Source organism: Bradyrhizobium sp. AUGA SZCCT0283, assembly GCF_018130385.1.
In the GTDB taxonomy this organism is placed as follows: domain Bacteria; phylum Pseudomonadota; class Alphaproteobacteria; order Rhizobiales; family Xanthobacteraceae; genus Bradyrhizobium.
Genome location: NZ_JAFCLU010000008.1, coordinates 1 through 22,902 on the forward strand (window position 1 = coordinate 1; position 22,902 = coordinate 22,902).

21 protein-coding genes are annotated in these 22,902 nt (G+C 58.8%); 6 read left to right on the forward strand and 15 right to left on the reverse strand.

Going from position 1 to position 22,902, the window contains the following annotated elements; genetic code table 11:
- Window positions 1-1,146: 1,146 nt before the first annotated feature.
- The 5 genes from JQ624_RS13060 to JQ624_RS13080 form a co-directional block, all read right to left on the reverse strand.
- Window positions 1,147-2,013 (reverse strand): SMP-30/gluconolactonase/LRE family protein, encoded by an 867-nt coding sequence (locus JQ624_RS13060; protein WP_212419296.1) that lies wholly within the window; start codon window positions 2,011-2,013, stop codon window positions 1,147-1,149.
- A 548-nt stretch (window positions 2,014-2,561) separates the two neighbouring features.
- Complete coding sequence (locus JQ624_RS13065; protein WP_249129779.1) at window positions 2,562-3,209, reverse strand: hypothetical protein; 648 nt, start codon at window positions 3,207-3,209, stop codon at window positions 2,562-2,564.
- Window positions 3,209-3,709, reverse strand: coding sequence for a c-type cytochrome (locus JQ624_RS13070; protein WP_212419545.1), 501 nt, complete (start codon window positions 3,707-3,709; stop codon window positions 3,209-3,211). The genes JQ624_RS13065 and JQ624_RS13070 overlap by 1 nt, the downstream gene beginning before the upstream one ends.
- Window positions 3,710-3,843: 134 nt before the next feature.
- Window positions 3,844-5,631, reverse strand: a complete 1,788-nt coding sequence (locus JQ624_RS13075) for a PQQ-dependent dehydrogenase, methanol/ethanol family (RefSeq protein ID WP_212419297.1) — start codon at window positions 5,629-5,631, stop codon at window positions 3,844-3,846.
- Window positions 5,632-5,739: 108 nt separating this feature from the next.
- Window positions 5,740-6,249 (reverse strand): copper chaperone PCu(A)C, encoded by a 510-nt coding sequence (locus JQ624_RS13080; RefSeq protein ID WP_212419298.1) that lies wholly within the window; start codon window positions 6,247-6,249, stop codon window positions 5,740-5,742.
- A gap of 250 nt (window positions 6,250-6,499) precedes the next feature.
- On the opposite strand from JQ624_RS13080, the gene JQ624_RS13085 reads away from it, so the two are divergent.
- From JQ624_RS13085 to JQ624_RS13100, 4 genes are all read left to right on the forward strand, one after another.
- Window positions 6,500-6,814, forward strand: coding sequence for a hypothetical protein (locus JQ624_RS13085; RefSeq protein ID WP_212419299.1), 315 nt, complete (start codon window positions 6,500-6,502; stop codon window positions 6,812-6,814).
- A 743-nt stretch (window positions 6,815-7,557) separates the two neighbouring features.
- Entirely contained in the window at window positions 7,558-8,466 is a 909-nt protein-coding gene (locus JQ624_RS13090) for a hypothetical protein (protein WP_212419300.1), read from the forward strand.
- A gap of 1 nt (window position 8,467) precedes the next feature.
- The gene (locus JQ624_RS13095; protein WP_212419301.1) at window positions 8,468-9,046 is read left to right on the forward strand and encodes a hypothetical protein; all 579 of its coding nucleotides are present in this window, start codon (window positions 8,468-8,470) and stop codon (window positions 9,044-9,046) included.
- A 240-nt stretch (window positions 9,047-9,286) separates the two neighbouring features.
- Window positions 9,287-9,511 (forward strand): hypothetical protein, encoded by a 225-nt coding sequence (locus JQ624_RS13100; protein ID WP_212419302.1) that lies wholly within the window; start codon window positions 9,287-9,289, stop codon window positions 9,509-9,511.
- A gap of 93 nt (window positions 9,512-9,604) precedes the next feature.
- Here JQ624_RS13100 and JQ624_RS13105 read toward each other — a convergent pair whose 3' ends face one another.
- Window positions 9,605-9,898 (reverse strand): hypothetical protein, encoded by a 294-nt coding sequence (locus JQ624_RS13105; RefSeq protein ID WP_212419303.1) that lies wholly within the window; start codon window positions 9,896-9,898, stop codon window positions 9,605-9,607.
- A 98-nt stretch (window positions 9,899-9,996) separates the two neighbouring features.
- Window positions 9,997-10,563, reverse strand: a complete 567-nt coding sequence (locus JQ624_RS13110; protein ID WP_212419304.1) for a hypothetical protein — start codon at window positions 10,561-10,563, stop codon at window positions 9,997-9,999.
- Here JQ624_RS13110 and JQ624_RS13115 point away from each other — a divergent pair.
- Window positions 10,550-10,942 (forward strand): hypothetical protein, encoded by a 393-nt coding sequence (locus JQ624_RS13115; protein ID WP_212419305.1) that lies wholly within the window; start codon window positions 10,550-10,552, stop codon window positions 10,940-10,942. The genes JQ624_RS13110 and JQ624_RS13115 overlap by 14 nt on opposite strands.
- Before the next feature lie 66 nt (window positions 10,943-11,008).
- Here the strand turns inward: JQ624_RS13115 and JQ624_RS13120 are convergent, their stop codons facing one another.
- The 5 genes from JQ624_RS13120 to JQ624_RS13140 all read right to left on the reverse strand — a co-directional run bounded on the left by JQ624_RS13120 (window position 11,009) and on the right by JQ624_RS13140 (window position 16,608).
- Complete coding sequence (locus tag JQ624_RS13120) at window positions 11,009-13,489, reverse strand: AAA family ATPase (RefSeq protein ID WP_212419306.1); 2,481 nt, start codon at window positions 13,487-13,489, stop codon at window positions 11,009-11,011.
- Window positions 13,486-13,743 (reverse strand): AlpA family transcriptional regulator, encoded by a 258-nt coding sequence (locus JQ624_RS13125; protein WP_212419307.1) that lies wholly within the window; start codon window positions 13,741-13,743, stop codon window positions 13,486-13,488. The genes JQ624_RS13120 and JQ624_RS13125 overlap by 4 nt, the downstream gene beginning before the upstream one ends.
- Window positions 13,744-13,839: 96 nt before the next feature.
- Window positions 13,840-14,619 carry a hypothetical protein gene (locus tag JQ624_RS13130; protein ID WP_212419308.1) on the reverse strand — a complete coding sequence of 260 codons (780 nt, stop codon included), beginning with the start codon at window positions 14,617-14,619 and terminating at the stop codon, window positions 13,840-13,842.
- Complete coding sequence (locus JQ624_RS13135; protein ID WP_212419309.1) at window positions 14,616-15,905, reverse strand: site-specific integrase; 1,290 nt, start codon at window positions 15,903-15,905, stop codon at window positions 14,616-14,618. Before JQ624_RS13135 ends, JQ624_RS13130 begins: the two co-directional genes overlap by 4 nt.
- 442 nt (window positions 15,906-16,347) lie before the next feature.
- Entirely contained in the window at window positions 16,348-16,608 is a 261-nt protein-coding gene (locus JQ624_RS13140; RefSeq protein WP_212419310.1) for a hypothetical protein, read from the reverse strand.
- Window positions 16,609-17,235: 627 nt separating this feature from the next.
- Here JQ624_RS13140 and JQ624_RS39305 point away from each other — a divergent pair.
- Complete coding sequence (locus JQ624_RS39305) at window positions 17,236-19,842, forward strand: EAL domain-containing protein (protein WP_212419311.1); 2,607 nt, start codon at window positions 17,236-17,238, stop codon at window positions 19,840-19,842.
- Between the two features lie 119 nt (window positions 19,843-19,961).
- On the opposite strand, the gene JQ624_RS13150 is transcribed toward JQ624_RS39305, so the two are convergent.
- The 3 genes from JQ624_RS13150 to JQ624_RS13160 all read right to left on the reverse strand — a co-directional run bounded on the left by JQ624_RS13150 (window position 19,962) and on the right by JQ624_RS13160 (window position 22,836).
- On the reverse strand, window positions 19,962-20,258 hold the full coding sequence (locus JQ624_RS13150; protein ID WP_212419312.1) for a HigA family addiction module antitoxin: 297 nt from the start codon (window positions 20,256-20,258) through the stop codon (window positions 19,962-19,964).
- 1,478 nt (window positions 20,259-21,736) lie between these two features.
- Window positions 21,737-22,321: a LysE family translocator gene (locus JQ624_RS13155; protein ID WP_212419313.1), complete on the reverse strand. Its 585-nt coding sequence runs from the start codon at window positions 22,319-22,321 to the stop codon at window positions 21,737-21,739.
- Window positions 22,322-22,545: 224 nt separating this feature from the next.
- A complete protein-coding gene (locus JQ624_RS13160) occupies window positions 22,546-22,836 on the reverse strand; it encodes a hypothetical protein (RefSeq protein ID WP_212419314.1) in 291 nt (96 codons plus the stop codon).
- Window positions 22,837-22,902 lie beyond the last annotated feature (66 nt).

Here is a 22,902-nt window from a genome sequence, read left to right on the forward strand (position 1 = left end):
GGCCGCGCCGCTCGGCACACCGGTGATCCAAGAATTAGCCAGGTCCTACCAAGGAAAGGTCTGCCGCTCCGCCCGACGAAGCCGTCTTCCTAGTCTTGGATGCCGTCCGCGAGTTGACGAAGTAAGGCCGCCTCAGTTGGCGGCCTCTTTCATTCGAATATCGCCTAATGGCACTTTTGAGACATGCCGACCGCTTCTCACAATGTCCGTTGTTGGGGGAAGAGCGGAAGTGCTTCAGCACATGGCCAAAACGACGCTATTGACCGTGCGCCCCGAGGGCGCGAGCTATCAGTGAGGGAGGGTCTCACCCGGATAATTGTCGATTGGTCCGGAAGCTGGCAGGCGGCTCGGCCGGGTGACTGGCTGGGTCGGAGCCCTGCGACGAAGGCGGCCTTGGGCTGCTGAGCGATCCGATGGGCCGTAACAAAAGTGAAGCCCGAGCAGGCCTCGAAAGTTGTAATGCGGATGCCGACCCTCCGGTCATTTGGGGAAGGCCGCACGTGTGGGGAAGCAATCGACACGCGCACCCACGCGATCCGCCGGGGTAGTGGGCACGGCACGTCGGAAGGGTGGTTCGCAGTTACAGGGGGAGACCCGTCGCGGACGAGGGTAGCGGCCTCAGCATCGCATCAGGCGGTGGTCACGGCGGGAGTCGGACGGGGCAATAGGAGCGTTGATGCCGAGTAATGCCGGCGGAGCAAAGGGCCCCGACTTCTGGTGCGCTTTTGAAGATGGTGAGGTGAAGGTGATTGGTGATGAGCCTGACAACGCATGATAAGATCTGGAGCCTTCAGAGAAAGCTCTACTGCTTGGCGAAGACCGTCACGTGCCGAGGTGTCGTTGCCCGACACCAGGAAATGAGCGGCCGGCCGTCGTGTGCCTTGCGGTGAAGCCAGTCGGAAAGCCGGGTGCCGGAAATCGGCACGCCCGGTTTGATGAGCGGGGATGGGAAACGGGGCGTTGGCCATAGGCCCCAAGCTACCGCGCCCATCCTCGACTCTACCAAAGCGGTCATGCCGCGAACCACCTCACTTTCGACAACGTGAGACGTGCAGCACGATCCACGTCAGAACTTGGCCGCTTTCGTCCCTGCGCAAATTGCGACGTAAAGCTTCGTTGCGAAACCCATTGCTTGCACCCCGGTCATCAGTGCGTATCGACTTTGTAAGCCACAACAGTGCCGTCCATCATCATCGGGATCATGACGGTGCCGTCGGGCCCCACGCCGAGATCGGCGCTCCCCTTCGTTAGCGGAAGGAGGCGCGTCGGCTTGCCATCTTTCGCAACCTGGAACAGGCCGCCGCTTACCCAGTCGGTGACAAGATAGCCGCCCTTGCCATCGGGCTCGACACCATCGAAATTGCCGGCCGGTGTCGAGTCACCAAGAGCAGACACTTTCTTCGTCGCGAGATCGACCACCTTCATGTGACCGGGCACCTTGGTCGAGAAATCCGGGGCCATCTTGCCCCACGACGCGACCACAAGCCTCCCGTCCTCGGCGAGGAGCCCGTTCGGGTTGTCGAGCGCGTCATCCTGCATCAGGAGAGACAGCTTGCCGCCGTCGAGCGCCCAAATGCTGTTTGTCACCATGTCGGATGCGTAGACCCGTCCCGTCTTGTCAGCCGTGAGGTCGTTCAAGAACTTGGATCCGGGTGCCTCGTATCGCTGGATGATTTCGCCCTTGGCGATGTCGATTTCCGCAATTCGATCCACGTCTGCGGCGTACAGCTTGCCGTTGGCAAGCGCGAGCCCGGTCGGACTGTCGAGGCCTTTGACCCACTCGATTGTCACGACCTTTCCATCCGGCCCGAGCTTTGAAATGAAGCCGTTGCCATCCTTTTTCATCGCATCGCCGTTGACGTTCGACACATAAATAGCCCCCGCGGCTCGGTCAAAGACCACCGACTCGGGCTGCTTGAAGCCACTCGCCTCCCACAGCTTCTGAGGTTCCGCGGCGACGGCACTGAAGGTAAGCACAGCAAACACTAATGCGGAGAGCTGAGGTGTCCTCATGGTAGCCTCCTCGTGATTGCCCCCAGAGGGTGGAACTAGCCTATCACGGCAGATGTTCCCGTCCGTTTCACAATTTCTGTCACGCATCCCGGAAGACGGAACGAATGACTTCTTGTGCGGCGCTCGAATGTTGCGCTTCAAGGAGAAGTGCGGCACCGAACGATTTGAGGTGCGCGATGTTGAAGGTCGGCTACAGCGACCTCAACACGGGTGAACTAGATTGCACTCGGAAAACAATAACAATCAACAGTGGCCTAGCAAGACGCCCGCGCCGACTACCATGCGGATCGAGGGCGTGACCGATGTCTGAGTTTGGCACCTTTGAGACCGGCGACCGGCCCTGACGATGTCCGTTTCCAGGGAAAGACCGCCTGGGGCCGTCGACAATGTCCTTTACATAGTTTGCCATCTCGAGCGTTGCGGACACTCGTACCGTAACCGAAGAGATCTCCAGCACAGGCGAGTTGAAGCTCGGTGTTTCCGAACTGCATCGTGTCGATGGTGGGAACGCTGCAAATTCAGCACCGCACCCGCATCATTGAGAGCTGCTAGTTCTTGGCTCGCAGGATGCTGATTCGAGTTTCGTCGACAAAACTCTTGCTGTCCTGATCGGGCCGGCGGAACAGGTTGCGTTCGACAACGAGCGAACGGCCACTGATCGTCTTGGTGCAGCGCTCCTTGAGGTAGATGCCTCCCACTGGCTGGTCTCCTGCACCCGGCTGGCCCTCGCTGCATGCCCAGCCGTCCGAGCCATAGCGCGATTTGGCCTGTAGCCCCAGGAGAAACGCCTTCTTCCGGATATAGAGACGCGCCTTCGGATCGGTCTCGATCTGCAAACCGGCAACGTGCCCGGTATCGTCGATCAGCAAGGTCAGGATCGCCGGATGACCCGCCACCATGGTGCCATCCCGACTGGTCGACGGATCGTAACCAAATCGGATCGCCCGTGTCCCACTCGCGTCGGGAGGACAGTCACGCCAGTTTTTCCAGCCAGCCAATGCATGCTTCGTGTCCGCCGCGCAGGCGAAGTCGACGTAGCCGGCCTCCGCCAGCTCATTCGCGGCCATTCCGAGGCGGATGTCACGCAGGTCGTTGCCACTGAATTCTTCCGTCCGAGCCGGAGAGTTCGCGAGCGCGACCGCCTGCCAGGCCAAGAGACCCGCGGCAAAAATTCCCGGCAGCTTCAGTCGGTCCATCACTGGTTCTTCCCCGTGTTGGCGACGGCATCCTCCGGCTTCTGCCCCTGCGTCTTGTAGACGTCGCATACCCGCGATGCGCTGGCGAAGAAGGCGACGCACTCCGCGTAAGTGGGTTCGCCGGCTCCCTTGATGTGGGCGATCACGTAGTCGGCGACCGCTTCGATATCTTTCGGCCGCAGAAACGTTCCGCCCTCGGGCGGCATCTGTGTCCCCGCATCCTGCCGGTTCATGCCGTGGCATTTCACCTCATCGTAGGCGCCGCGCATAAAGAACGGCATGCCGGTGGCCGGCCGCCCGCAGCCGACGGTTTCAATAATCTGATCCCGCGTCAGCTCGGTCTTGCGCAGCGACAGCGCATCGCCACCATAGCCGCCGCCGCCATGGCCGTGCCATTTGTGGCAGCCCACGCAATTGGCCTTGCTGAACACCGCCTTGCCGGCATTGGTCGGATCCGAAGGTGGCGCTTGCGCCGACTGACCGTAAGCAGTGGCTGGCATCGAACAATTCAGGGCGACGATGCTCACCACCAGCATGCTCGCCGCCGTAGGGAATGCGTTGAGTTTCATTTTTACCTCCCGTGTCGAAGGAGCGGAGGGCCCGACGGTTGGCGGGCCCTCCGTTTTCGAGGAGGTCAGAGTGCGAATACGTAGAGCATCGATCCCGGCTGTATCTTCTTCAGTTCGGGCGTCGAATCGATGAACCACTTGTCCCAAGCGCCGCCCAGGCCGACCAAAATGGCGACGTACTGTTTGCCATCGACCGTAAAGGTCATCGGCGGTGCGTTGACGCCGCCGCCCGTGTTGAACTCCCAGAGCTTCTGCAATGACTTGGCGTCAAGCGCCATCACTTCGCCGGATGGCTGACCGGTGAAGACGAGGTCGGGAGTTGCAAGGATGCCGCCCAAATTGGGGAACGGCGTTTCCATTTTGCCGGCGATCTTGCCGGTAGTCACATCGATCGCAGTCACGCTGCCGGTGATCGTGAATGGCTGGCTCGGGCCGCCGCCGGTCCAGAACTCCCGCGGTTTCAGTTTGTCCGGCGTCATCACCTCAACCTTGATGCGATTGCAGCTCTCGATCACCGGGATGTACCAGAGCTTCAGATCCGGATTGTAGGCCGTCGGCGGCCAGTTCTTGCCGCCCATGTTGCCGGGGCAGATGTCGGTTTCCATGTTGGTGCGGCTTGGCGTCACCGCCGCGATATAGGTCTGCACGGCCTTGTTCGGGTCATACTCGATCGGCTTGCCGGTCTCCGCGTCGAGCCCTTTGGTCCATGTGACTTTCTTGACGAACGGGAGGCCCCAGACGAACTTGCCGGTGGTGCGATCGATCGCATAGGCGAAGCCGTTGCGGTCCGCTTCGAGCGCGAGCTTCCGCGGACCACTGGGCCCGGGGATATCGACCAGCACGTTTTCCGCCACGCTGTCATAGTCGTAGGGGTCGTTTGGCGTGTGCTGATAGTGCCACTTGATCTTGCCGGTTGTGGCGTCAAGGGCCAGCGAGCTGTCAGTGTAAAGGTTGTCGCCTGGCCGATAGGCGTTATCCCAGTCCGGTCCGGGATTGCCGGTGCCCCAGATGATGGTGTCGGTTGCGGGATCGTAGGTGCCGGTTACCCAGGTCGAACCGCCGCCGGCGGCAGCCGCGTTGTTGCTGTCTTTCCAGGTATCGCTGCCGGGCTCGCCCTTGCCCGGGATTGTGTGGGTGCGCCAGACCTCCTTCTGGGTCGTGAGGTCGGTGGCGGCGATCCAGCCACGGATGCCGTACTCCGCGCCGGCCACGCCGGTGATCGCCATGTTCTTGACGATCAAGGGCGCGCCGGTGATCACCTCGCCCTTGTCCGGATCGGCGACAGTGCGCTGCCAGGCAACCTGGCCGGTTTCCTTGTTGGTCGCGATCAGCCGGCCATCAAGCGTGTGGGAAATGACGAGATCACCCCACAGTGCGACGCCGCGGTTGTCGACGCCGCAGCAGGCCACAGCACCAGCCCAGTCACGGTCCGTCTTAGGATCCATCTTCCAGACCAGCACGCCGCGGCCACCATGCGCATCGATCTTGTAGACCGAACCCCATCCATCGGTGACGTAGAGAAAGCCGTTCTCGGCAATCGGCGTGCCTTCCAGCCCGCCATGGCTCCAGATGCCGCCGCCTTCGATGCCGCCGAGGTGCATGGTCCAGGCAACCTTCAGGTTCTTCACGCTATCGCGGTTGATCTCCTTCAGACTGGAGAACCGGTGAGCCGAGTAATTCTGATGATGATGAAGCCAGTTGCCCGGCTCCTTGTCGACGTTGAGCAGCCGTTCCTGGTTGACCTCGTCTGCAGCGGAGACTGGCGGTGCAGCCAGCATGCCTCCGGCAGCAACGGCAATGGCGAGCAGACGTGCTCGTGTGGAGATTCTTGTGTAACCTGATAATCGCTCCATGAGTCATGCCCTCCTGTGGCAAATTCATGCTGGATCGAGCGTCCGGCACATCCGGGCGTTCAGCTGAGAAGCCTTTTGTTCAGCGAACTCTCCGGTCCGCTGTCGCGATCAGGGCGTTCGTGAAACCTGCACCTCCGTTTCTTTGGTTCCGGCTTTCTGGAAAACGACGGCGCATGTAAACGTCTCGCCATCGACGAGCTTCTGCCGCGTCTGCAGCAGCATCACGTGATATCCGTCGCGCTTGAGCTCAATCGTCTTGTTCTCTGGGATCGGAATGGACTTGACCGCACGCATTGCGGGCGCGCCTTCGCCGCGATCGACGGTGTGCTTTTCGGAGAAATTCGCAAACGGACAGCGGACGCGCAGTATGGCGTCGGCTTCGGTCGCATCGTTCCTGATCGTCATCACAAGCGGGAGATCGATACCAACTTCGTCCGACGCCGGCACCCGGGCATTCGTCACTTGCAGCGCGTCACCTGCCGCGGCGAACCCGGGCGTCAGCCAAAGTCCAACGACAACCAGTCCGACCGCCAGAGATCCAGATCTGCCAGACAGCGCAGCCTGGCCGACGCGGTCAAGACCCGCGCCATCGCGAACCGATGTCGCTATGGCGATCATCGGCTATGTCTCGGCCAAAGCGCAATGCTGCAAATGCGTGGTCAGTCGAGACTTACAAGCGAGGGACGCCCAAACGAAAAATTTCGTCCGACTCATGGCGCGATCCTCCCACGATCAATTTTTCTTGCTTCTTAGCGTCTCAAGTTACGCTCCTTGAAGGCACAAATCATCCCCAAATAAGCGGGCAAAGGGCCATTGCCTGGAAAAAGATTCCTTTAAATAGCACGCTTACCGCACTTCTTTCCAATCGATGACCGACGAAAAATGCGCCACCACGTTGTTTCGGGCGCGGCTGAGCCGGCTACCGCACGGGGCGGGGCAGTTGGGTCTAGGAGCCCGCGGCGTTCGCCCCACACTTGGATGCCATACCAAATTCTGCGTCTCCACGCTGCTCGCTGATCAGGTGATCGAACAAGCCGCTTCATTTCCGCTGTTGTGCAGGTTTTCGGATGCCGGCATGACGATGCTGTCCACGCGCTACGGCGGCCGGCGTCCGAAAAGCGCCAAGGCACGAAATCGCGGGAAGTGGGGCACCGGCGGTGCCGCGGGCGCTATGGAGATTTAGCCGCGGTACGTGATTTGAGTGCCGGGTAATTTTTCGAAGGGTGTACTGGCCTCGAAGGCATGCACAACTTTGGCGTTATGGCACAAGTATTGCTAACTGGGGAAAGTAGGTTTCTCTCCCCATATGATTTCAAAGAGTTAGGCGTTGCAAAACGGTCACGTTCGACAACTTCTGCGCGATCAGCCTTGCAACAGCCTTGGAGCATCATAGGGCGAACCAATTTTTGAAGGCGGCAACAAACCTCAATTTTGTCTAACCGAAACTGTCTCAAGCTACTCGTCAAGATGCTCACTGCTTCTCCGATTGCACGGTGTCCGCATTCAAATTCTTGACGATGCAGATGTAGCCTTCCGCATCTCGGACGCGGAATTGCGAACCGTTCTATCCGCGACAACCATGCTCGCAGACAAGCCGCACCGCCTCAACGGACGAACTAGCGTGCAGCGAGTTTATGTTTTGACGATCTTGCCTCCGGTTACCGCACTCACGGTTGAGCTACCCAAGCAGCGGGCTATCGCGCAGCGATTTAGTGCGTTGGCACGAAACGGACATGCCGTTGCAGTCGCCGGATGTCCGCTGTTGAGGGATGAACGGACCTCGCTTGGACACGGCCCAAGCGCGACAAATCCAAGTGTCGCGCGGGGAGGGTGTCCTATCTTTGCAACTTGCTACGACCACGGGGAGTTTGACTAGCGCTGCAGTTGTGGCATGTTGTTCGAAAAACCCGGGGGAATTGTATTATTATGGGGCAACGACCGTTTCTGTTTTGCCGTTACTCGCTAACGGTTGGGGATGAACAGCTAGGACCGACCGCACAGTTCAATTTACTCTCGGAGCTGCAAGGCCAGCCGGTGGCACATGGGCCTAAGGCAGAGGAGGAGAGAAATTTTGACACGCTGCTCATGCGTCCACAGAAGATGGTGATTGACAGGCATGCTGCGTTTTTCTGGTCAGTCGGCGTAACGATAAAGCAGAGGCTCCGAGCCAAGTACCACCGCGCTACCGATACAATCGATTTAGAGCTTATCAACGACGGCAGCGTTCGGTTTAACGACTTCATTGCGGTGCCATCCTTGTCGGTGCTTGCGGTGGACGACCGTGCAGGTGAGTTGCATCTCGGAGGCAAGCAGGCGATCAACCGGTTTCGATCCGTCGTAAGGACACATGAGGGTGCAGATACCTCGGTCGTGTTCGAGGCAACGCCCGACGAAGTCAGAAAGGCATTACGAAGTTGGAACCTGACTCGGTTCAAATTCACGATCCAACCGAATAATCCGCGACCTGTGTCGCGGCTTTCTCAGGAGTTGAGCGACCTGTTCAAGCGCGATGGTATCGGCCAGCTAACGGGTAGCGCGCAGCCCAAGGCAGGAGCAACCATGCACATGGACGACGAAGGCTTCATTACCGCTGCGGCCGGATTGGTGGAGGCGGGGTATGGCCAAATGTCTGTGGCGGGGCGAACTGCTGATGGGATCGACGCGGAGATCAAAAAGCCTCGGTTCGACCGCGACGTTCTCAAAAACGAAAAAATCCAAGAAAGACCCCGCGAATTGCGGGTTTTCATTGATGATGAAGATTTGAACGAGGAAGACATAGTAAGGACTGCCGGGCGCGCTATGATTAAGTTCCACCATGACGAAACAGAAGAATAACATGAACGACCAAAGACCCAGATTTCTACCCTCTGCGCTGAGCGCGATCCAGAAGGAGTCCGAGCAGCGCGGTGCGCTGGCTATCATTCCTTTCGTCCTTATCGCATGCGCATGCGTCTCAGGTGCGGTCGCAGGCTTTATTCCGGCCTCCTTCTGGTCGCCGGAGAAGCGCGAGTTGTCCGTAGCCTTCTATGCGGGCGTTCTGACATTCAATGGGTTAACGCTGGCGCTTGGCTGGGCCGCCTTCTCCCGCATATACGACGTGCTTTTGCGAGGCGAGTTCGGCAAGTACCTCATGAAGAACGGTCTGCTTAACGACTACATCCTGCACATCACCTATATGCATATCTTTGAAGTCGTTGCGGTGGTCGCGACTGCGAATGGCCTAGTTTCCGCGCTGCTGCCAAATATTCCTCTATTGCTGTCGCGCCTCATCTTTGCTGGGTGCCTCATGTGGACCGCTTACGCAGTGAAGCAAGCAGTTACTGCAGTCACGGCGATGAACGACTTGGTGTGGCAGGCAGCATTCTTTGAAGCTAACAGCCCTTCGGCATCCGGAAACGTTCATTCCATTCGCTGATGCTGCGAAGGCAGGGAACACTGGTCGAATTGCGAGCCCTCTCAATCAACGGCCAACCGCCGCGACCTTACGAGAACGGCTGTTCGGGTGAAGGCGTAAGACTTAGCTGAGAGCCGCAGCGGACGCTTCCCAAGATCACTTTGGATCATCGTATGGCTTCTACAAAGCCGCGCCGAGAGGCATCTCATCGAATGTGCGGCCCCGATAGCGCCGACCTTCTTGCGAACGCCGCCCCATTGCTTGAAGAAAAATGCCACCCCTGAACTGCGACAGGGCACCTCGATTTCTGCGACCCATCAGAACATGCGGAATGCGGACAAGGTCTATAAGCGGCAGCAGCAGCGCGCCGCCGAGCGGATGCGTGACACGTCGCACGACAATCGCCTGATGATCAACAGAGACACGCCCGTCGGCGTTGACCTTTCTCGACGTGAGCTCAACGTTCGGACCACCCGCGGTCAATAATTCCAACCAGAGAAGGAACCGCCGCCTGAGGGCAGTTCTTTTTTCGTATCCGGCGACCTCGACCGAAACGTCGGCGAGGCATTCAATTACCTGTCAATTGGTTCGGCCGGAGCCTCGCTTGTCACGGACATAGCCACGGACTTGCTCCTTGTAGCCACCGCGCGTGAGGTCGCGGACGCGCATTGCGGACCAACCAAGCTCTGCCATCAGCTTCGCCAGACGTCGATATGTGCCGGCAGTGCGGCTGCGCTGTGGAACCTCAAGCATGTCCAGGAGCGTCTGGCTGCTCACTCGCTCCTGGCCATCGAACTCAACCTTGCCGCGGATACGCTGCAAAGGCGCCAGCCACGGATCGGCTGGACCCGAAGCAAATTCGGCCGTGGCCATTTTCAGTTTTTCCAGCAGTGGCACCTTGGTCTACCTCTTATAGCTAGCGACCGCATTTTGGCCGGATGATCTGTCTCAGGCGATTCTGCAGAAATGTCTTAGTTGGAAGGTGAATTAGCCGGCGGTTCGCGCGTGACTAGAGCGAAGAAGTGGTTTCGCGGATCACCCACTGAGAAATAGTCGGCCGAAAAGCGCATGGGCCCAGGTGTTAGAACGCGGACATCGGCTTTCTTGCCGGATGGCGGGCCCGCCAAGGCATCCTCCAGACATCGTGGAGATAGGCGTACCAATAGATCGGGCTTGCTCATGTTCGCTGCGTGAGGGGGCAGGAGCATGATTGGTTGCCAATCGTCGCGGTCGAGGTAAGGCGTTGGCCCATCTAGAAGGTAGGGTAGCGGGGTGACGAACTGAACGGCAACTTTCTTGCCGTAGATAATTTTGCGAAGAGCCGATTCCCCTGCCTCAGTCATGCCTCCCCATACGAAGACATCCCCGACGGCCCCGGGAATCGCGAAGTACCAAGCAGGAAGAGTATTCGTCCCAAATCCCCGAACCTCACGCTGGACCTGCAATAGGGTCACGGGACCGTCTGCGTTTTTTACAAGTTCGATGATCGCGTCAGCGATCCTATTTGAAAGGGCTTCTCGTTGAATGCTGGCGTTCATTTTGTTCTCCGAAGAATTGCAGCCGTCCGGCCGCGGCATCAGTGCTGTTGTCAAAGTATCTTCGGAAGGAGCTACGACTTTCTTCGGCAACAAGCTTTTTCTGGCGGATAGGTGCGCACAAATTCGTGATTGTTGGCGACCTCGGCACGCCGGCCGATTAAACGTGAAGTACATCTCAAAGGAAGACTTCAAGGTGGGACGTGAGCACTGCGATGGCGTGGAGCAGTCGTGCGCTGGTGACGGGAAAGGCAGGGGCGGTGATACCTTGCTACCTTTTAGCGAAGCGGCCGCGGGTCAGCACGCACTGTCGACTTCCTGCGTCGGCATGCCGGCAGTGAATAGCTTAGTGCGGATGGCAGGTGGTCAATTGCCCCCTTAAAGGGGGCAATTGACCACCACCACTGCCATGGGGAAAGGTCAATCAATTGACCCCACCATTGACCCATTAACCGCCGGGCGGCGTGACACCCTGCAGAAAATCATTGAGATCCCGCCGTTTCCACTCAGCTTCCTCCTCTTCGGTACGAACAGTCGGGCCGCCATGTTCACGGAGGACTTCTCTTTCCTTGGCCCACGGGGTGCGCTCCCAAACGGGACGCAAGCCTTGGGTACGTCGGAACCGTCCCTTTTTAATCTTCTCGACTATAGCCCAGCCCTCTTGCTTGAGGGCTTCAAGCTCGCGCTCCGCCACCGCGCGTAGATCGCTTGGCGAGTACGTTCGGTCGCCCGATACTCGTTCAACCGCCGCCATTGCGTCGTCGAGAATGCCGCGGATCTTGTTTTTGCCGGTCGAGTTCGGGCTATAAAGCACCGTCTCGCCATCGATCATAAGGCCGCGATCAATCAGCTTGAGAATTTCAAACCTGATACGTTGCTGCTCGGAATCCGCAGCCGACGAGGCTTTTGACTGTGTCAGTTTGACCCGAACGACTGCTTGGACCCGATCGCCGTGCGGATAAGTCGGCAGTTCAGAATTTGGCAATTCTTCGCTTTCAAGTTTATACCACGTATCGTCCGTATGGAGAGCAAGGTTGGACTTTGCGTCAACCAACTTAAAGTGCTGATGGCGCTCAGATGGCAATACATTAAATTTTGTTGCCTCAGCCGCCGTCATTGTGACTGGCATCCGAGCGCATCGAGCCAAGTCCTTAATGGCAGACGCTCCACTGATAGCTTCTGCGCTTCCAGGTTCGCCGCCTTTTTTCGTGTGACAGACAATCAATATCGAGCAATTGAACTTAATTGCCAGTCGCTTGATCTCTTGCATCGCCAAGGCCATCGCAGCGTTGTCATTGATGCTGATGCCCCCGCATAGTGCGATGAGTGGATCGATGATGACAAGGTCTGGGCGCAATGAGGCAAGGAGGCTATCCAAATGTGCAAGTCCATCTGGGTTCAAAACGGACGAGTTCTGTCCCGCCGGGCGCAGCAGCGAGAGCCCGCGCACTCGTGGGTCATCGGTTCCGGCAATGTAGAGCCGATCTAAATTCGTTACTGTGTGTCGCTGGCAGAATGCCCGAGCACGTCGCCGCATTTCGATGCCACTGTCTTCAGCGTTGATGTAGAGCGATGTGAAAGGGCCGCTTCCCCAAATTTTTTCACCAAGGAGCGGTTTGCCAAGCGCGACACAGATCGCCATGCCGAGCGCGAGAGAGGTCTTTCCGGCTCCGCCGGGCGAAGCAAGGACCGAGAGATCGCCACGAACTAGGTCAACGCTGTACAGCCAAGGTCGATGCGGTGGGACGTCCGAGAGTGAAAATTTCAAATCGGGAGGCGCCGACGCGGCCTGTCCCCCTGCGGCCTCACCCTCATCGGCTGCGTTTTCGGTTGCTCCCGGTGAAGGCCCCGCCTGCCATCCATGTTTCTTGGCCAAATCGAACACGGTCGCTATGGTGATTGGCTTCTCGCGGGCGAATGCCTCGTTAATATATCTCAGCCAGCGAGACCGGTTTTCCGATTCGTTGTAACCGGGGGCAAGACGCGACGCAGAATCTAGAACCTTCCACAATTCTTCAGACTGTTTTTTATAGATCGCGGCTTCGTGCGCCAACGCGCGCGCAAGTCTCATCCAGTCGGCCTCCGACGAAATTGCCGAGGAAGGAATTGCCGATACGGCGGATCGAATCTTTTCGATGTTGGTTTCGATACCGTCCGATAGCGAATCATCTGCGTCCCCGAAGTTTCGGGGGCGCTCACGGTAGGCGGCGAACTCATCCTTCTGCTGATAATTTGCGGATGTTGTACCGGCTCCGTCTTGTGCGCCGCTTCCAGCTAAGCCTTGAAGCTCATTAGCGAGCGCTGCGAACGGTTCGGCGGCATCAACGATACGAGCGGTTTTCGGCGCCCGCCCCGTCATGGTGAAATAGCGACCCGACGTGTACATTTCAACGCCGCCGTGGGCGACGCCACTTGCCAGAGGTCGTGCCTTGACGATTACGTGCAAGCCTCCGCGGGAGACGCTCTGTTCAGTATAGGATCCGAGACGCCTAATGCGTTCCTGTGCGAGAGAGGCGATCTCACCCCCCGAGATGACTTTGTCGAAGTCCACACCAGCGAAAACGAGTCCGTCCGCGCCGGGCTGACCATCGAACACAAACCCGATGCCTCCGACGGGCGCCTGTTGAACGGGCTTCCCCCTCTCGCGTAGCTCCATGTAACCGCGGGCGACAGCGCATGCGTACGCTTGCTGCGCGGCGTCGAACGACGACCAGTGCTTTTTGTTGATAGTGCTCGCCCCGTAGCCAGAGACCTGGATAGGGCGCTTGGTCCATTTCTTACCGTTCCAGACTGCAGCCCACAGCAACCAGTTTTTCAACAGCTTCAACTCGGCCGGCATCCGGTCAAAGTTCGGCCGGATGTAAACGGGTGGCGCTGGGGCGTCAGTCGCGGCGTCCACGGTGCTTGAGCTGCCACTGGTCGGGTTCATAGCGCACCACCTCGAAGTTCGCGCGCGCTTGATTTCTTTGCCGCAGCAGTATTCTTGCGGCTGGGGTTCTCTTGCGCGGCAAGCCATCTCTGTAAGCTCGCGCGCCGGTAGAGGATCTTTCGGCCAACAAAAGTTCGCGGCGGCCCAATGGCGAGTGCGTCCCATCGGTCGAGAGTGCGCGCGTTCCGACCAAGCTCGGCGGCCAGTTCTTCTTTTGTCAAAAATTGTGAGAGAATCGGTTCTGCATTGGACATGGTGATCACCTCCGCGCCATTTCCAGCGCAAGGTTTCACACCCGATGACATTCCGGCAGCGGGAAAGGTTTGGTTAATAGGGAGGTAGTTTTCCGCCTACATCTCTTCGTCAAACCAGGAGGGTTTGAACTTCTGGTGTGCGTCCTGGATGGCGTCAGTCAAGCTTCCATGCTCAAAACCTGTTTGGCCCACTGCACTCATGAACTCATAGGCGAAATCGGCAAACGGTCCGTCGCCCCGACCCGGTTTTGCCCCCGTGCTTGTTCGATAAACGCGCGCCAGCCCCTGAATGCAGTCCCTGCCTAACAGGGGCGGACGTCCTATTTTCGAGAGTATATCCGTTGCCAAAACCGCCCCGCGCGCCGCAGTTTCTAAGGCGGCAAGGCCTTCAACTGCTTCCTTCATTTTGTCAATGGAACGAATCAGTTCTGACGTCAGATTCACCTTCTTCTCTTTGATCTCAAGAATTAGCGGCGAGGGGTTAGTGACTTTCTGTGTGTCCAGCCAAGCCCTGGACAAAGGGGCCTGCACATCGTCGCGCATTGCCCTATCGACCAAGTTGCGAGCATGGCGTAAAGCTCTCGCAAGCTGGCGCAATCGCTTGAGGGAGTCCGCGACGCTCATTGTTTGTTGGGTGATGACCCGCTCACGGAAATAGAATTTCGCAAGGTGGTAAAGGTCATGCCACGTTTGAGTTGCATCAAACGGGTCAGACTTAGACCCCAGCTTATGCCCGTTGCGAAGCTTGTCTAAGAGGACATCTCTATGTTCTTCAAATGCAGCACATTCCGCAGCTATCGGCGATTGCCATGCGCTTGTTCTTTCAACAGTCTCTATGTCCAAAATGTTCGTAAGGTCTGTATTTTTGACGCTCATACCTGCACCTTCGCACGGTGCTGACCCAGCTTCTCGACGTTCGCTGGCAGCGGGTTGAGAATGCGCACGATAATAGCGGCGAGCCTTTCGAGGGCCTCCCGCTTCTCTTCTGCATAGGAATGTCGGTCGTATGTTCCCTCCACTCCGGCAATGACGTGTCCAAGGACGCGCTCTGAAATATCTGGCCGCACGCCAGCGCGTGCCATTAGGGTCTTAGCGGTGCGCCGCAGATCGTGTAGGGTCCAGTTCGGTAGGAGCTCGATTTCAGCCCCCTTTTTGGAACGCTTCTGCATGTATAACAGGACAGCCTTATCCAGCCTGGCCTTGCTCTTGCCGAAGCCGGAGAAGGGCGTCTTGGTGCGAGACGGAAATACGTAGGCGCAGCCGTCTATCTTCGGCTGGGCTTCAATCACCCGCCGGGCAGTGTTCGATAGCGGTACATGGTTGGATCGCTTTGTCTTGTATCGCTCAGCCGGGATTGTCCAAATTCCGCTTGGATCAATCTCCGTCCAAGTCATATTTGCGACTTCATCACGGCGCTGTGCCGTTAGCAGCAGGATCTTGAGCAAAGCACCGAACACTCCGGCCTCACCAAGAAGCGGCCAGATAATGCGAAGTTCGCCGTCCGAAAGCACTCGAGTGCGTGCTCGCTCCTTTGGATTTGCCCTTGCACCTACGCGAACAAATGCGGCATTTAGGTTGAATTCGTCATCCCGCTCGGCGTACCAGCTTAGCGCCTTGCGTAGATATGCTCGAACTCTGTCGGCTTGCACCGGGCCAGCCTCGTCTTCGACCTTGTCTAGCATCTCCGCTACGTGAGAGCGGCGAAGTTCGTGGACGACAATCTTGCCGATACGCGGCTTGACCAACCGCTCAAATGCGCTGCGGATTTGATTTGCGCTCCGAAGGGGTCTCTCCTTGTTCAGCACGTATCTAGCCATGAAATCATCAATGACGCTCGAGACGGATTTAGCGGCAGGAATGATCGCTCGGTCTGTAAGCGGGTCTTCGCCGCGGTCGACGCGCTGGCGCAAATTGCGAGCTTCTCGGACAGCCTTCAGTGCCGACCAATCCGGCCATGCGCCGATTGTAAAGCGGTGTTCACGTCCGCGTAGGCGGTAGTTCAGAATGAAGGCGCGGGCCCCAGATGCCGTGACGCGAACCCCGAAGCCGCGCGGCGCTTTGGCACCCTGGACCGTCGCACCGGCAAAATAGGTGATGGAATTGCCCTTGGCCGGAGCTTGAAGCCGCTTAATCGTTTCTTCGCTCAGATTTCCTGGCGCCATGCTGGTGTCCGCGCTGTGTCCGCACAACCAATTCACTTGAATGTCAGTGAGTGTGCGTCCAGTGTCCCGGCGCGTCCAGCTGAAAGGCTTGATATAATTAACGTTTCAATGCTTGCGCGTGGAAGAATGCGTGCGACCAGGAGCTTAGCAAATAGGGGTGCACGTGACTGAAAATCGCAGTGTCGGTGGTTCGATCCCGCCCCTGGGCACCATGACTTTCTACCCACAAAATGTCGGTGGTTCGATTCCCGGTCTGACGCACTATGCAGCGCCATGACGAGTCGTGATCGTGCCTCACATGGGTAGGATTCTGGGTAGCGACGAAAACCGAACTGGCGTCCTCACGCCGCCTCGTAGGCCGCAATCTTTTTGATCTCCGATTACGGTGCCAGTGCACTCAATTATGATGCTCGCTGCGGGAAGGAACGCCCGCATCCGTGCGCTACTTGCACTCGTCAATCGGGTAATGTTGGCCGCCGCCGGGACCCCGGCCCACGCCGACGAAAACCTTCGTGCCGCCCTTGCATCGGCTGATGCAGGCTGGCACTTCGGCGTTGCATGCGGCGATGTAGCTGGCCGCCTCGTTGCCCTGCCCGCGTGCCCACGCCTGGCAAGCCTGTCCCTGCTTGGTGCAAGAAACCGCGAACGAGCTGGACGTGGCGGCAACGGTCATGAACGCCGCCAGAATCAACGTTTTCTTCACAGCTTGATCCCCCTTGATTGGTCGTCACATCCGTTGAGCTGCCGCAACGTTCGACAGAGTGCGACCAACGCAACAGCAATCAAAAATCCAAATCTCACCCTCCAATAGGGTCCCTGGAACTATATGGGGGACATGCGGAAAGCAATGGCACGGCCTTACCTTAGAATCTGACTCAGCGGCCTGTCGCCCACCCGTGTGCAGAAGCTAGCCGCGCCTCGCTCTCGAACATGCGAGGCCAATCTTCAGCGGCTTTACAGGTTCATCCACCTCTTTCATCGGCTGTGTCGTTTTGTCGGCCCCGCCCAAACGTGTTGGTCGGCAATATGCAGATCAGCCAAGGCGCAGGATCGCAGCTATCTCCGTGATCTTACGGGGGTTTTAGACACAAACCTTAAGCCTGCGCGAAACTAAAACTTAAGGCTGCTGTCGCTACGTTCGAGGATTGCAAGATCTCGGCAGTGCCCGGCCGCGTCCATACGGACCTCGGGCGGTCAGGCGGACATAGTTGATGTCATATTTGATGGCGTTGCCATGCTCTGAGCGCGCAACTATGCGGTTCCGGCTCGCGCGGAATCGCGCGCCGTGATTCACGCCCGCAGATTGATCCGCAAAGCTGCAAAGGGAATCTTGCGAAATGCCCCGCTGCAAATCGCGCTGTTCTTTTTGCCGCTGGTGTGGATCGGCTACTTCGCGATCACGGCTTCGGAGCGGGAGGAAGCGCTGCAGCAGGCGCGGGCGCACGGAAATAGTGTCGCCGAACTGTTCGAGGAAAATACCGAGCGGATATTCGAACGGGTAGATCAGTCACTGCTGGTCGCGCGCGCGCTTTACGCAAACGATCCGGCCGCCTTCAGCCTGAAATTCTGGGCTGAGAAAGCGCAGATGGCCAGCGGCGACGTTGTTCAGTTCGCGCTGATCGGACCGGACGGCTATTTGCTCGAAACGACGGCCGGCTACTCCGGCCCGCCGCTTTATCTCGGGGACCGGGAGCACTTCATCAAGGCGATGGAGTTGACCGAAGATCGGCTCTATGTGGCAAAGCCGGTGCTCGGGCGGGCGTCGAACAAGTGGACCATCCAGCTCGCAAGAAAGCTGTTCGACCACGGGAAAAATCCGGCGGGCGTCATTGTGGGCTCGATCAGCGTGGACGTGATTGGCAGGTTCTACGACACCGCAAAGCTCGGTAGCGGAGGAACCCTTGTTCTCAGAAATGCCGATTACATCGTGCTCGCCGCGCGGGGAATAGACCAGCGCGCGGTGCTGGGACAGCGCAATCCCGGCCACGTTGAAGGCGAGTTACGGGATGGCGCCTATAGCCAATACTGGAATTGGAGCGCGAGCGAAGGTCGCCCGAACCGGAGCAACAGGTTGATCACCGCGCGCAGATCGCGCGCTTTTCCGCTGATCTTTACCGCCGGCATTTCGGAGCAGGAGATCTATTCGCGCGCTCAAGCCAGGCAGAAAATCTATCTCGGCGGAGCGCTTCTGCTCACCTTCATCATCCTGGCGGCGACCGCGCTGCACTGGCGAAGACAGAAGGCTCTCGACGGCGCACAGCGCGAATTGCGCGACTCCGTAAGCAAATTCGAGGACGCGCTGCGAAACCTGCCGCAAGGGTTGAGCATGTTCGATGGCCGCGATCGCCTGATCGCGTTCAATCGACAATGGCTCGATGCCTATGAGCTTTCGCCGGAGAACGTTCGGATCGGCATGAATTTCCGGGAGGTGTTTGCAAAGCAGGAGGCCGTGCGCGATCTCGACGCCTATCTGGCTGACCTGAAGGACCGGCTCGCCAAATCGGAACACACCTCGAACACGGTGCAGTTTCCGGACGGGCGCGTCATCTATATTTCCTATGGACGGCGCGAGAGCGGTGGCTGGGTTGCGACGCATGAAGACATCACTGAACGCAAGGCTTCCGAGAACCGGATCGAGAGGCTGGCTCACTATGATAGCCTGACCGGCCTTGCGAATCGTAACCTGTTCAAGGGGTCTCTTGACGAAGCGCTGGACAAGTATTCGCAGGCTAATATGCCGTTCGCCGTGCTCCTGCTGGATCTCGACAGGTTCAAGTCCGTCAACGACGCTCTCGGCCACCAATGCGGCGATGCGCTTCTCAAGCAAGTCGCTCGTCGAATCAAGGCGCAGGCCAGGGACATCGATACGGCGGCCCGGATCGGCGGTGACGAGTTTGCGCTGATCGTGGCGCCGGGGCTGTCCGCGCTGCAGGACGGCGCCGCAACACTCGCCGCGCGATTGGTCCAGGCAATTGCCGAACCCTATGAAATAGACGGCCACCCGGTCGTGATCGGATGCAGCATCGGTGTCGCCGTGGTACCCGAGCATGGCACGCGCGTCGATGAAATTCTCCGCAATGCGGATCTTGCGCTCTACAAGTCGAAGAATGACGGCCGAAATTGTTTCAATCTCTACTCGCCAGAGCTCAAGGCCGAGGCCGACCAGCGCAACATCCTTGAAATCGAGCTTCGCGAGGCGATCTGGCGCGAAGAGATTGAGGTGTTCTATCAGCCCGTGTTCGAGCTCTCTACGGGCCGCGCGAAGTCGGTTGAGGCCCTGGCACGCTGGCGCCACAAGACCAGAGGCTTGATCTCTCCCGCTGAATTCATTCCGGTTGCGGAAGAGGGCGGGCTGATCGTCGAGCTCGGCAATCTGGTGCTCGCCAAGGCGTGCCGCCAGGCCGTCACGCTGCCGAATGACATCAAGGTTGCGGTCAACCTGTCTGCCCTGCAATTTGCGAGCGGCAATCTTGTCGAGTCCGTGATGTTTGCGCTGGCAGACAGCGGACTTGCCGAGACACGGCTGGAGCTCGAGATCACCGAGAGCGTTTTTCTGGCTGACAGCCAGGAAAATCTCAAGACGCTCGAACGTCTGAGGAGGCTTGGCGTTTCCATTGCGCTCGACGATTTCGGCGTCGGCTATTCGTCACTGTCCTATCTGACCGCTTTTCCGTTCAACAAGGTCAAGATTGACAAGTGCTTCATCGACAGGCTCGGCCGCTCCGAGACACTTGCCGTCCTCGGATCGATCGTCCAGCTGGCAAAGACATTGAACCTCTCGGTCGTCGCCGAAGGCGTCGAGACCTACGAGCAGGTCGAAAAGATCCGCTCGCTTGGAATTGCCCTGGGCCAGGGGTATTTTTTCAGCAAGCCCGTGCCATCAGGCGAACTATTGCTGCAAACCCTTTCCGAGAGCGAACGGCAAGCCGTCGCCTAGCAGGTCGGCGGGACCTTTTGCCCGCTCGGTTCACCGAAGCAAGCGTAGCCCGGATGAGCGAAGCGACACCCCGGTCTCGGTTGTGCCGATCCCCCGCATCGCTCACGCGGGCTACTTGCTCATGCTGCCTCGTATGAAGCGATCTTCTTGATCTGCGGCGCGAGCATGTCGTCGGCGGTTTCGAGATCGTGGCGCGCCTGAATGTTCATCCAGAACGCAGCGCCGGTCCTGAAGAACTTGCCGAGCCGCAGCGCGGTGTCGGCCGTAACGGGCTTTTCTTCGCGCGCGATGCGTTCGATCCAGGTGCGCGGCACGTGCAGCGCGGCCGCGACGGCGCAGCGTGTCAGCTTGAGTGGAACGAGAAATTCTTCCCGCAGGATTTCGCCGGGATGAATCGGCGGAAGTTTCTTGGCCATGTGCAAGCTCCTAGTGATAGTCGATGATCTCCACGTCTTCAGGACCCGCATTGGTCCATCTGAACACGATCCGCGACTGATCGTTGATGCGGATTGAGCAAGCGTAGCCCGGATAAGCGAGCGATAGGTTTTGGTTGTGCCGATCCCCGCATATCGCCCCGCTCGTATAGGTGACTTGCTGAAGCGTTTATCGTCGCCGACGTAGCTTGGGTTTTGGAGGGGCTGTTCCGGTAATGGCCCGATACCACGCGGCGTCTGATTGCGCGAGCGCTCTGGCCGCGGCGAGATCCGATTGCGCACGATAGAACTGAGTTAGGCCGAGGTAGCAGTCGGTCCGTGCCGGTCCGCGGGGTATCGCCTCGCAATTCGGTTGCGCGTCCGCAACGGCAGGCGAGGCCACCAGCAGTACTGCGACGAGACTTGCGGTCCAGGGTCTCATACTGCCTCCAAGCGCGCCCGCACGGGCAAGCCATCGGATTCAGTAATAACTATACCGGCGCATGTTCGCGTTGATCATGCATTTGATCACTTGGCGGTCGCAGCGCCAACATTTGTTCTGGCGTCCCCAGTCGCTTATCCCTGCTGCCCTGTCGGTACACCTGCCCAAGCAATTCGCGGCTCTGTCTTCACATCGCCAATGCTGTGCTTCGGAAGGTGAGTTGAGGAGCACCCCGGTGCCTATGAGCGCAATCGCGAAAAAAAGGTGCCGTGTCATGATCGGACCTCCTGAGAAAGGCGCGGGCCATTCTAAATCCTAACCTCTCGACAGGGCTAAATCCAGCAAGTGCAGCCCGGATGAGCAGGCGTAGCCCGGATGAGGGAGGCGATATCCGGGCGTTGGTTGCCCATCCCGGATATCGCCTGGCTCATGCGAGCTACTTGCTGCCGGCTGATTTGCCTCAAACGCAAGCGCAAATTGCCGCTTGGGGCATGCGACCAATTGGCACGCAGGGCAAATCAACGCCATAACTCCGCGCATCTCATCCACCCAAGGGGCGTTGGCCACGTCACGAACGCGCGGTGAGATGCGGTGGACGCGAAGGGCGCTGGCTGACGTTAAGCGCCTGACGCGGACGGCGAAGTCGTGTGGTTCGGGCGCCGCGGTGCTGGCGTTAAGTTTCACGGTGGCGCATCGATCCTGTCGGATCGAGCGCGATCTCGTGGAGCGACGGAGGCAAGAAAGCCGTTCTCCGGGAAGAGCACGAAGTAAGCCGTAACCCATCGCGCAGGGAAAGCCGGGATGCCTCCGCTGCCCTGTATGCTCGTGTGCGCGTTCTCTGCGCAAATTGCACACGAGACCGCGGGTGCAGCGTGCACCCGGCTTTCCCTGCGCCCTTGATTTTCGTGAAGGGCGGAAGTTACGCAAAGCTCGGGCGCTTTTCAGCCGCGAGAACGCGGACGCATACCTTCTCGCTGTTTGACAGTTGAATCCGAGCAATGACCCATGACGACGGGCGAAGGTGACGTGGATGGGCTCCTCACGTCAGCCCGAGCGATCGAGCACCGATGACCGTCGCCATGACGACGAGCACAATCGCACTGAGCCTGTACATCAGTTCGGGATGCCCAAGGCCGCGCAAGCCGCGCCCGAGTGTGGCGCCCAAGGTGAGCCACGCTGCGCCGACGGCAACGATCTGAACAGCCATCATGGCGATCCAGGGCGCCAGCTCGACAAAGCCGATCGCGGGCGGCAAGAGCAGGAACGCAAAAACGGCCGCCTTGGGGTTGAGCAATGTGGTAACCAGGACTGCCCGAAACGTGACGGGCATGGCGCCCTTAAGCTCACGCATGCGATAGCGCCAGAGCAGGCACGCCAGATAGAGCACATAGATGGTGATGGCAGCACGAAGGACGGCGCCTGCCATCGGGATGCCGATCACGAGCGGACCCAGGACAAGCCGTTGCGCGACAACGGCCGTCAGGTAGCCGCACAGCTCCGCCGCCAGCAGATGCAGCGAGCGGGAGACGCCAGCACCGGCTCCCGATGTAGCCAGCAGGGTGTTGGTCGGCCCGGGTATCGCCAGCAGCGAAAAGGTGGCGAGAATGAACGGAAGGAACTCCATTTGATCATTCTAGGTGACCAAAGGCCCTCACGTTTTGATCTCGATCATCATTCGCTTAGAGACCTGCGCCCGTCGGTGTGGATTTCGGTTTGAGGCTGCAGGCCAATCGCGGCGGTAAGCAGGTGAGCCAGTTCAGTTGCCTGAAGCACGCCACGTGTATGCGCACGACCGCGCGTGCTGAGGCGTCGCAAAGCGGCTGATTTCGCCCGATGCGAGCGGCGGACCTAAAATCCGAACAGACTGAAAATCGCCCCGAAGATCGCCGCGATGACGGCCAGCGCGCCAAAGATGACGGTAGCCACCGCATCGAGCAGCATATCGATCAGATCCGACACGGAGCTCGCCGCAACGATCACGACGCAGCAACCGGATCCGATCAATAGCGACGTGACCATGCTGAACATCATGATCCACAGCACGGCAAACACCAGCCCGCTCAGAATCACCGCCACGGCGATGCGGCGGGCAGGGCTAAAGTTCGGTGCCGTCCGGACGGCTGGCTCTGGCGAATTCATGGCGGGCAGTCCCTGATGCGATGACGCGAATTTTGTCGTCACCGGGCAGGAAAGGGTTCAACCGAA

Bases quoted from the DNA above. Each gene is read 5' to 3' on its own strand.
- JQ624_RS13080 (WP_212419298.1), bottom strand. From the start codon at position 6,249: ATGATCGCCATAGCGACATCGGTTCGCGATGGCGCGGGTCTTGACCGC.
- JQ624_RS13155 (WP_212419313.1), bottom strand. From the start codon at position 22,321: ATGGAGTTCCTTCCGTTCATTCTCGCCACCTTTTCGCTGCTGGCGATA.
- JQ624_RS13075 (WP_212419297.1), bottom strand. From the start codon at position 5,631: ATGGAGCGATTATCAGGTTACACAAGAATCTCCACACGAGCACGTCTG.
- JQ624_RS13090 (WP_212419300.1), top strand. From the start codon at position 7,558: ATGGGGCAACGACCGTTTCTGTTTTGCCGTTACTCGCTAACGGTTGGG.
- JQ624_RS13160 (WP_212419314.1), bottom strand. From the start codon at position 22,836: ATGAATTCGCCAGAGCCAGCCGTCCGGACGGCACCGAACTTTAGCCCT.
- JQ624_RS13135 (WP_212419309.1), bottom strand. From the start codon at position 15,905: ATGGCGCCAGGAAATCTGAGCGAAGAAACGATTAAGCGGCTTCAAGCT.
- JQ624_RS13095 (WP_212419301.1), top strand. From the start codon at position 8,468: ATGAACGACCAAAGACCCAGATTTCTACCCTCTGCGCTGAGCGCGATC.
- JQ624_RS13125 (WP_212419307.1), bottom strand. From the start codon at position 13,743: ATGTCCAATGCAGAACCGATTCTCTCACAATTTTTGACAAAAGAAGAA.
- JQ624_RS13060 (WP_212419296.1), bottom strand. From the start codon at position 2,013: ATGAGGACACCTCAGCTCTCCGCATTAGTGTTTGCTGTGCTTACCTTC.
- JQ624_RS13070 (WP_212419545.1), bottom strand. From the start codon at position 3,709: ATGCCAGCCACTGCTTACGGTCAGTCGGCGCAAGCGCCACCTTCGGAT.
- JQ624_RS13120 (WP_212419306.1), bottom strand. From the start codon at position 13,489: ATGAACCCGACCAGTGGCAGCTCAAGCACCGTGGACGCCGCGACTGAC.
- JQ624_RS13115 (WP_212419305.1), top strand. From the start codon at position 10,550: ATGCTGGCGTTCATTTTGTTCTCCGAAGAATTGCAGCCGTCCGGCCGC.
- JQ624_RS13065 (WP_249129779.1), bottom strand. From the start codon at position 3,209: ATGGACCGACTGAAGCTGCCGGGAATTTTTGCCGCGGGTCTCTTGGCC.
- JQ624_RS13085 (WP_212419299.1), top strand. From the start codon at position 6,500: ATGACCGACGAAAAATGCGCCACCACGTTGTTTCGGGCGCGGCTGAGC.
- JQ624_RS13105 (WP_212419303.1), bottom strand. From the start codon at position 9,898: ATGGCCACGGCCGAATTTGCTTCGGGTCCAGCCGATCCGTGGCTGGCG.
- JQ624_RS13150 (WP_212419312.1), bottom strand. From the start codon at position 20,258: ATGGCCAAGAAACTTCCGCCGATTCATCCCGGCGAAATCCTGCGGGAA.
- JQ624_RS13130 (WP_212419308.1), bottom strand. From the start codon at position 14,619: ATGAGCGTCAAAAATACAGACCTTACGAACATTTTGGACATAGAGACT.
- JQ624_RS13110 (WP_212419304.1), bottom strand. From the start codon at position 10,563: ATGAACGCCAGCATTCAACGAGAAGCCCTTTCAAATAGGATCGCTGAC.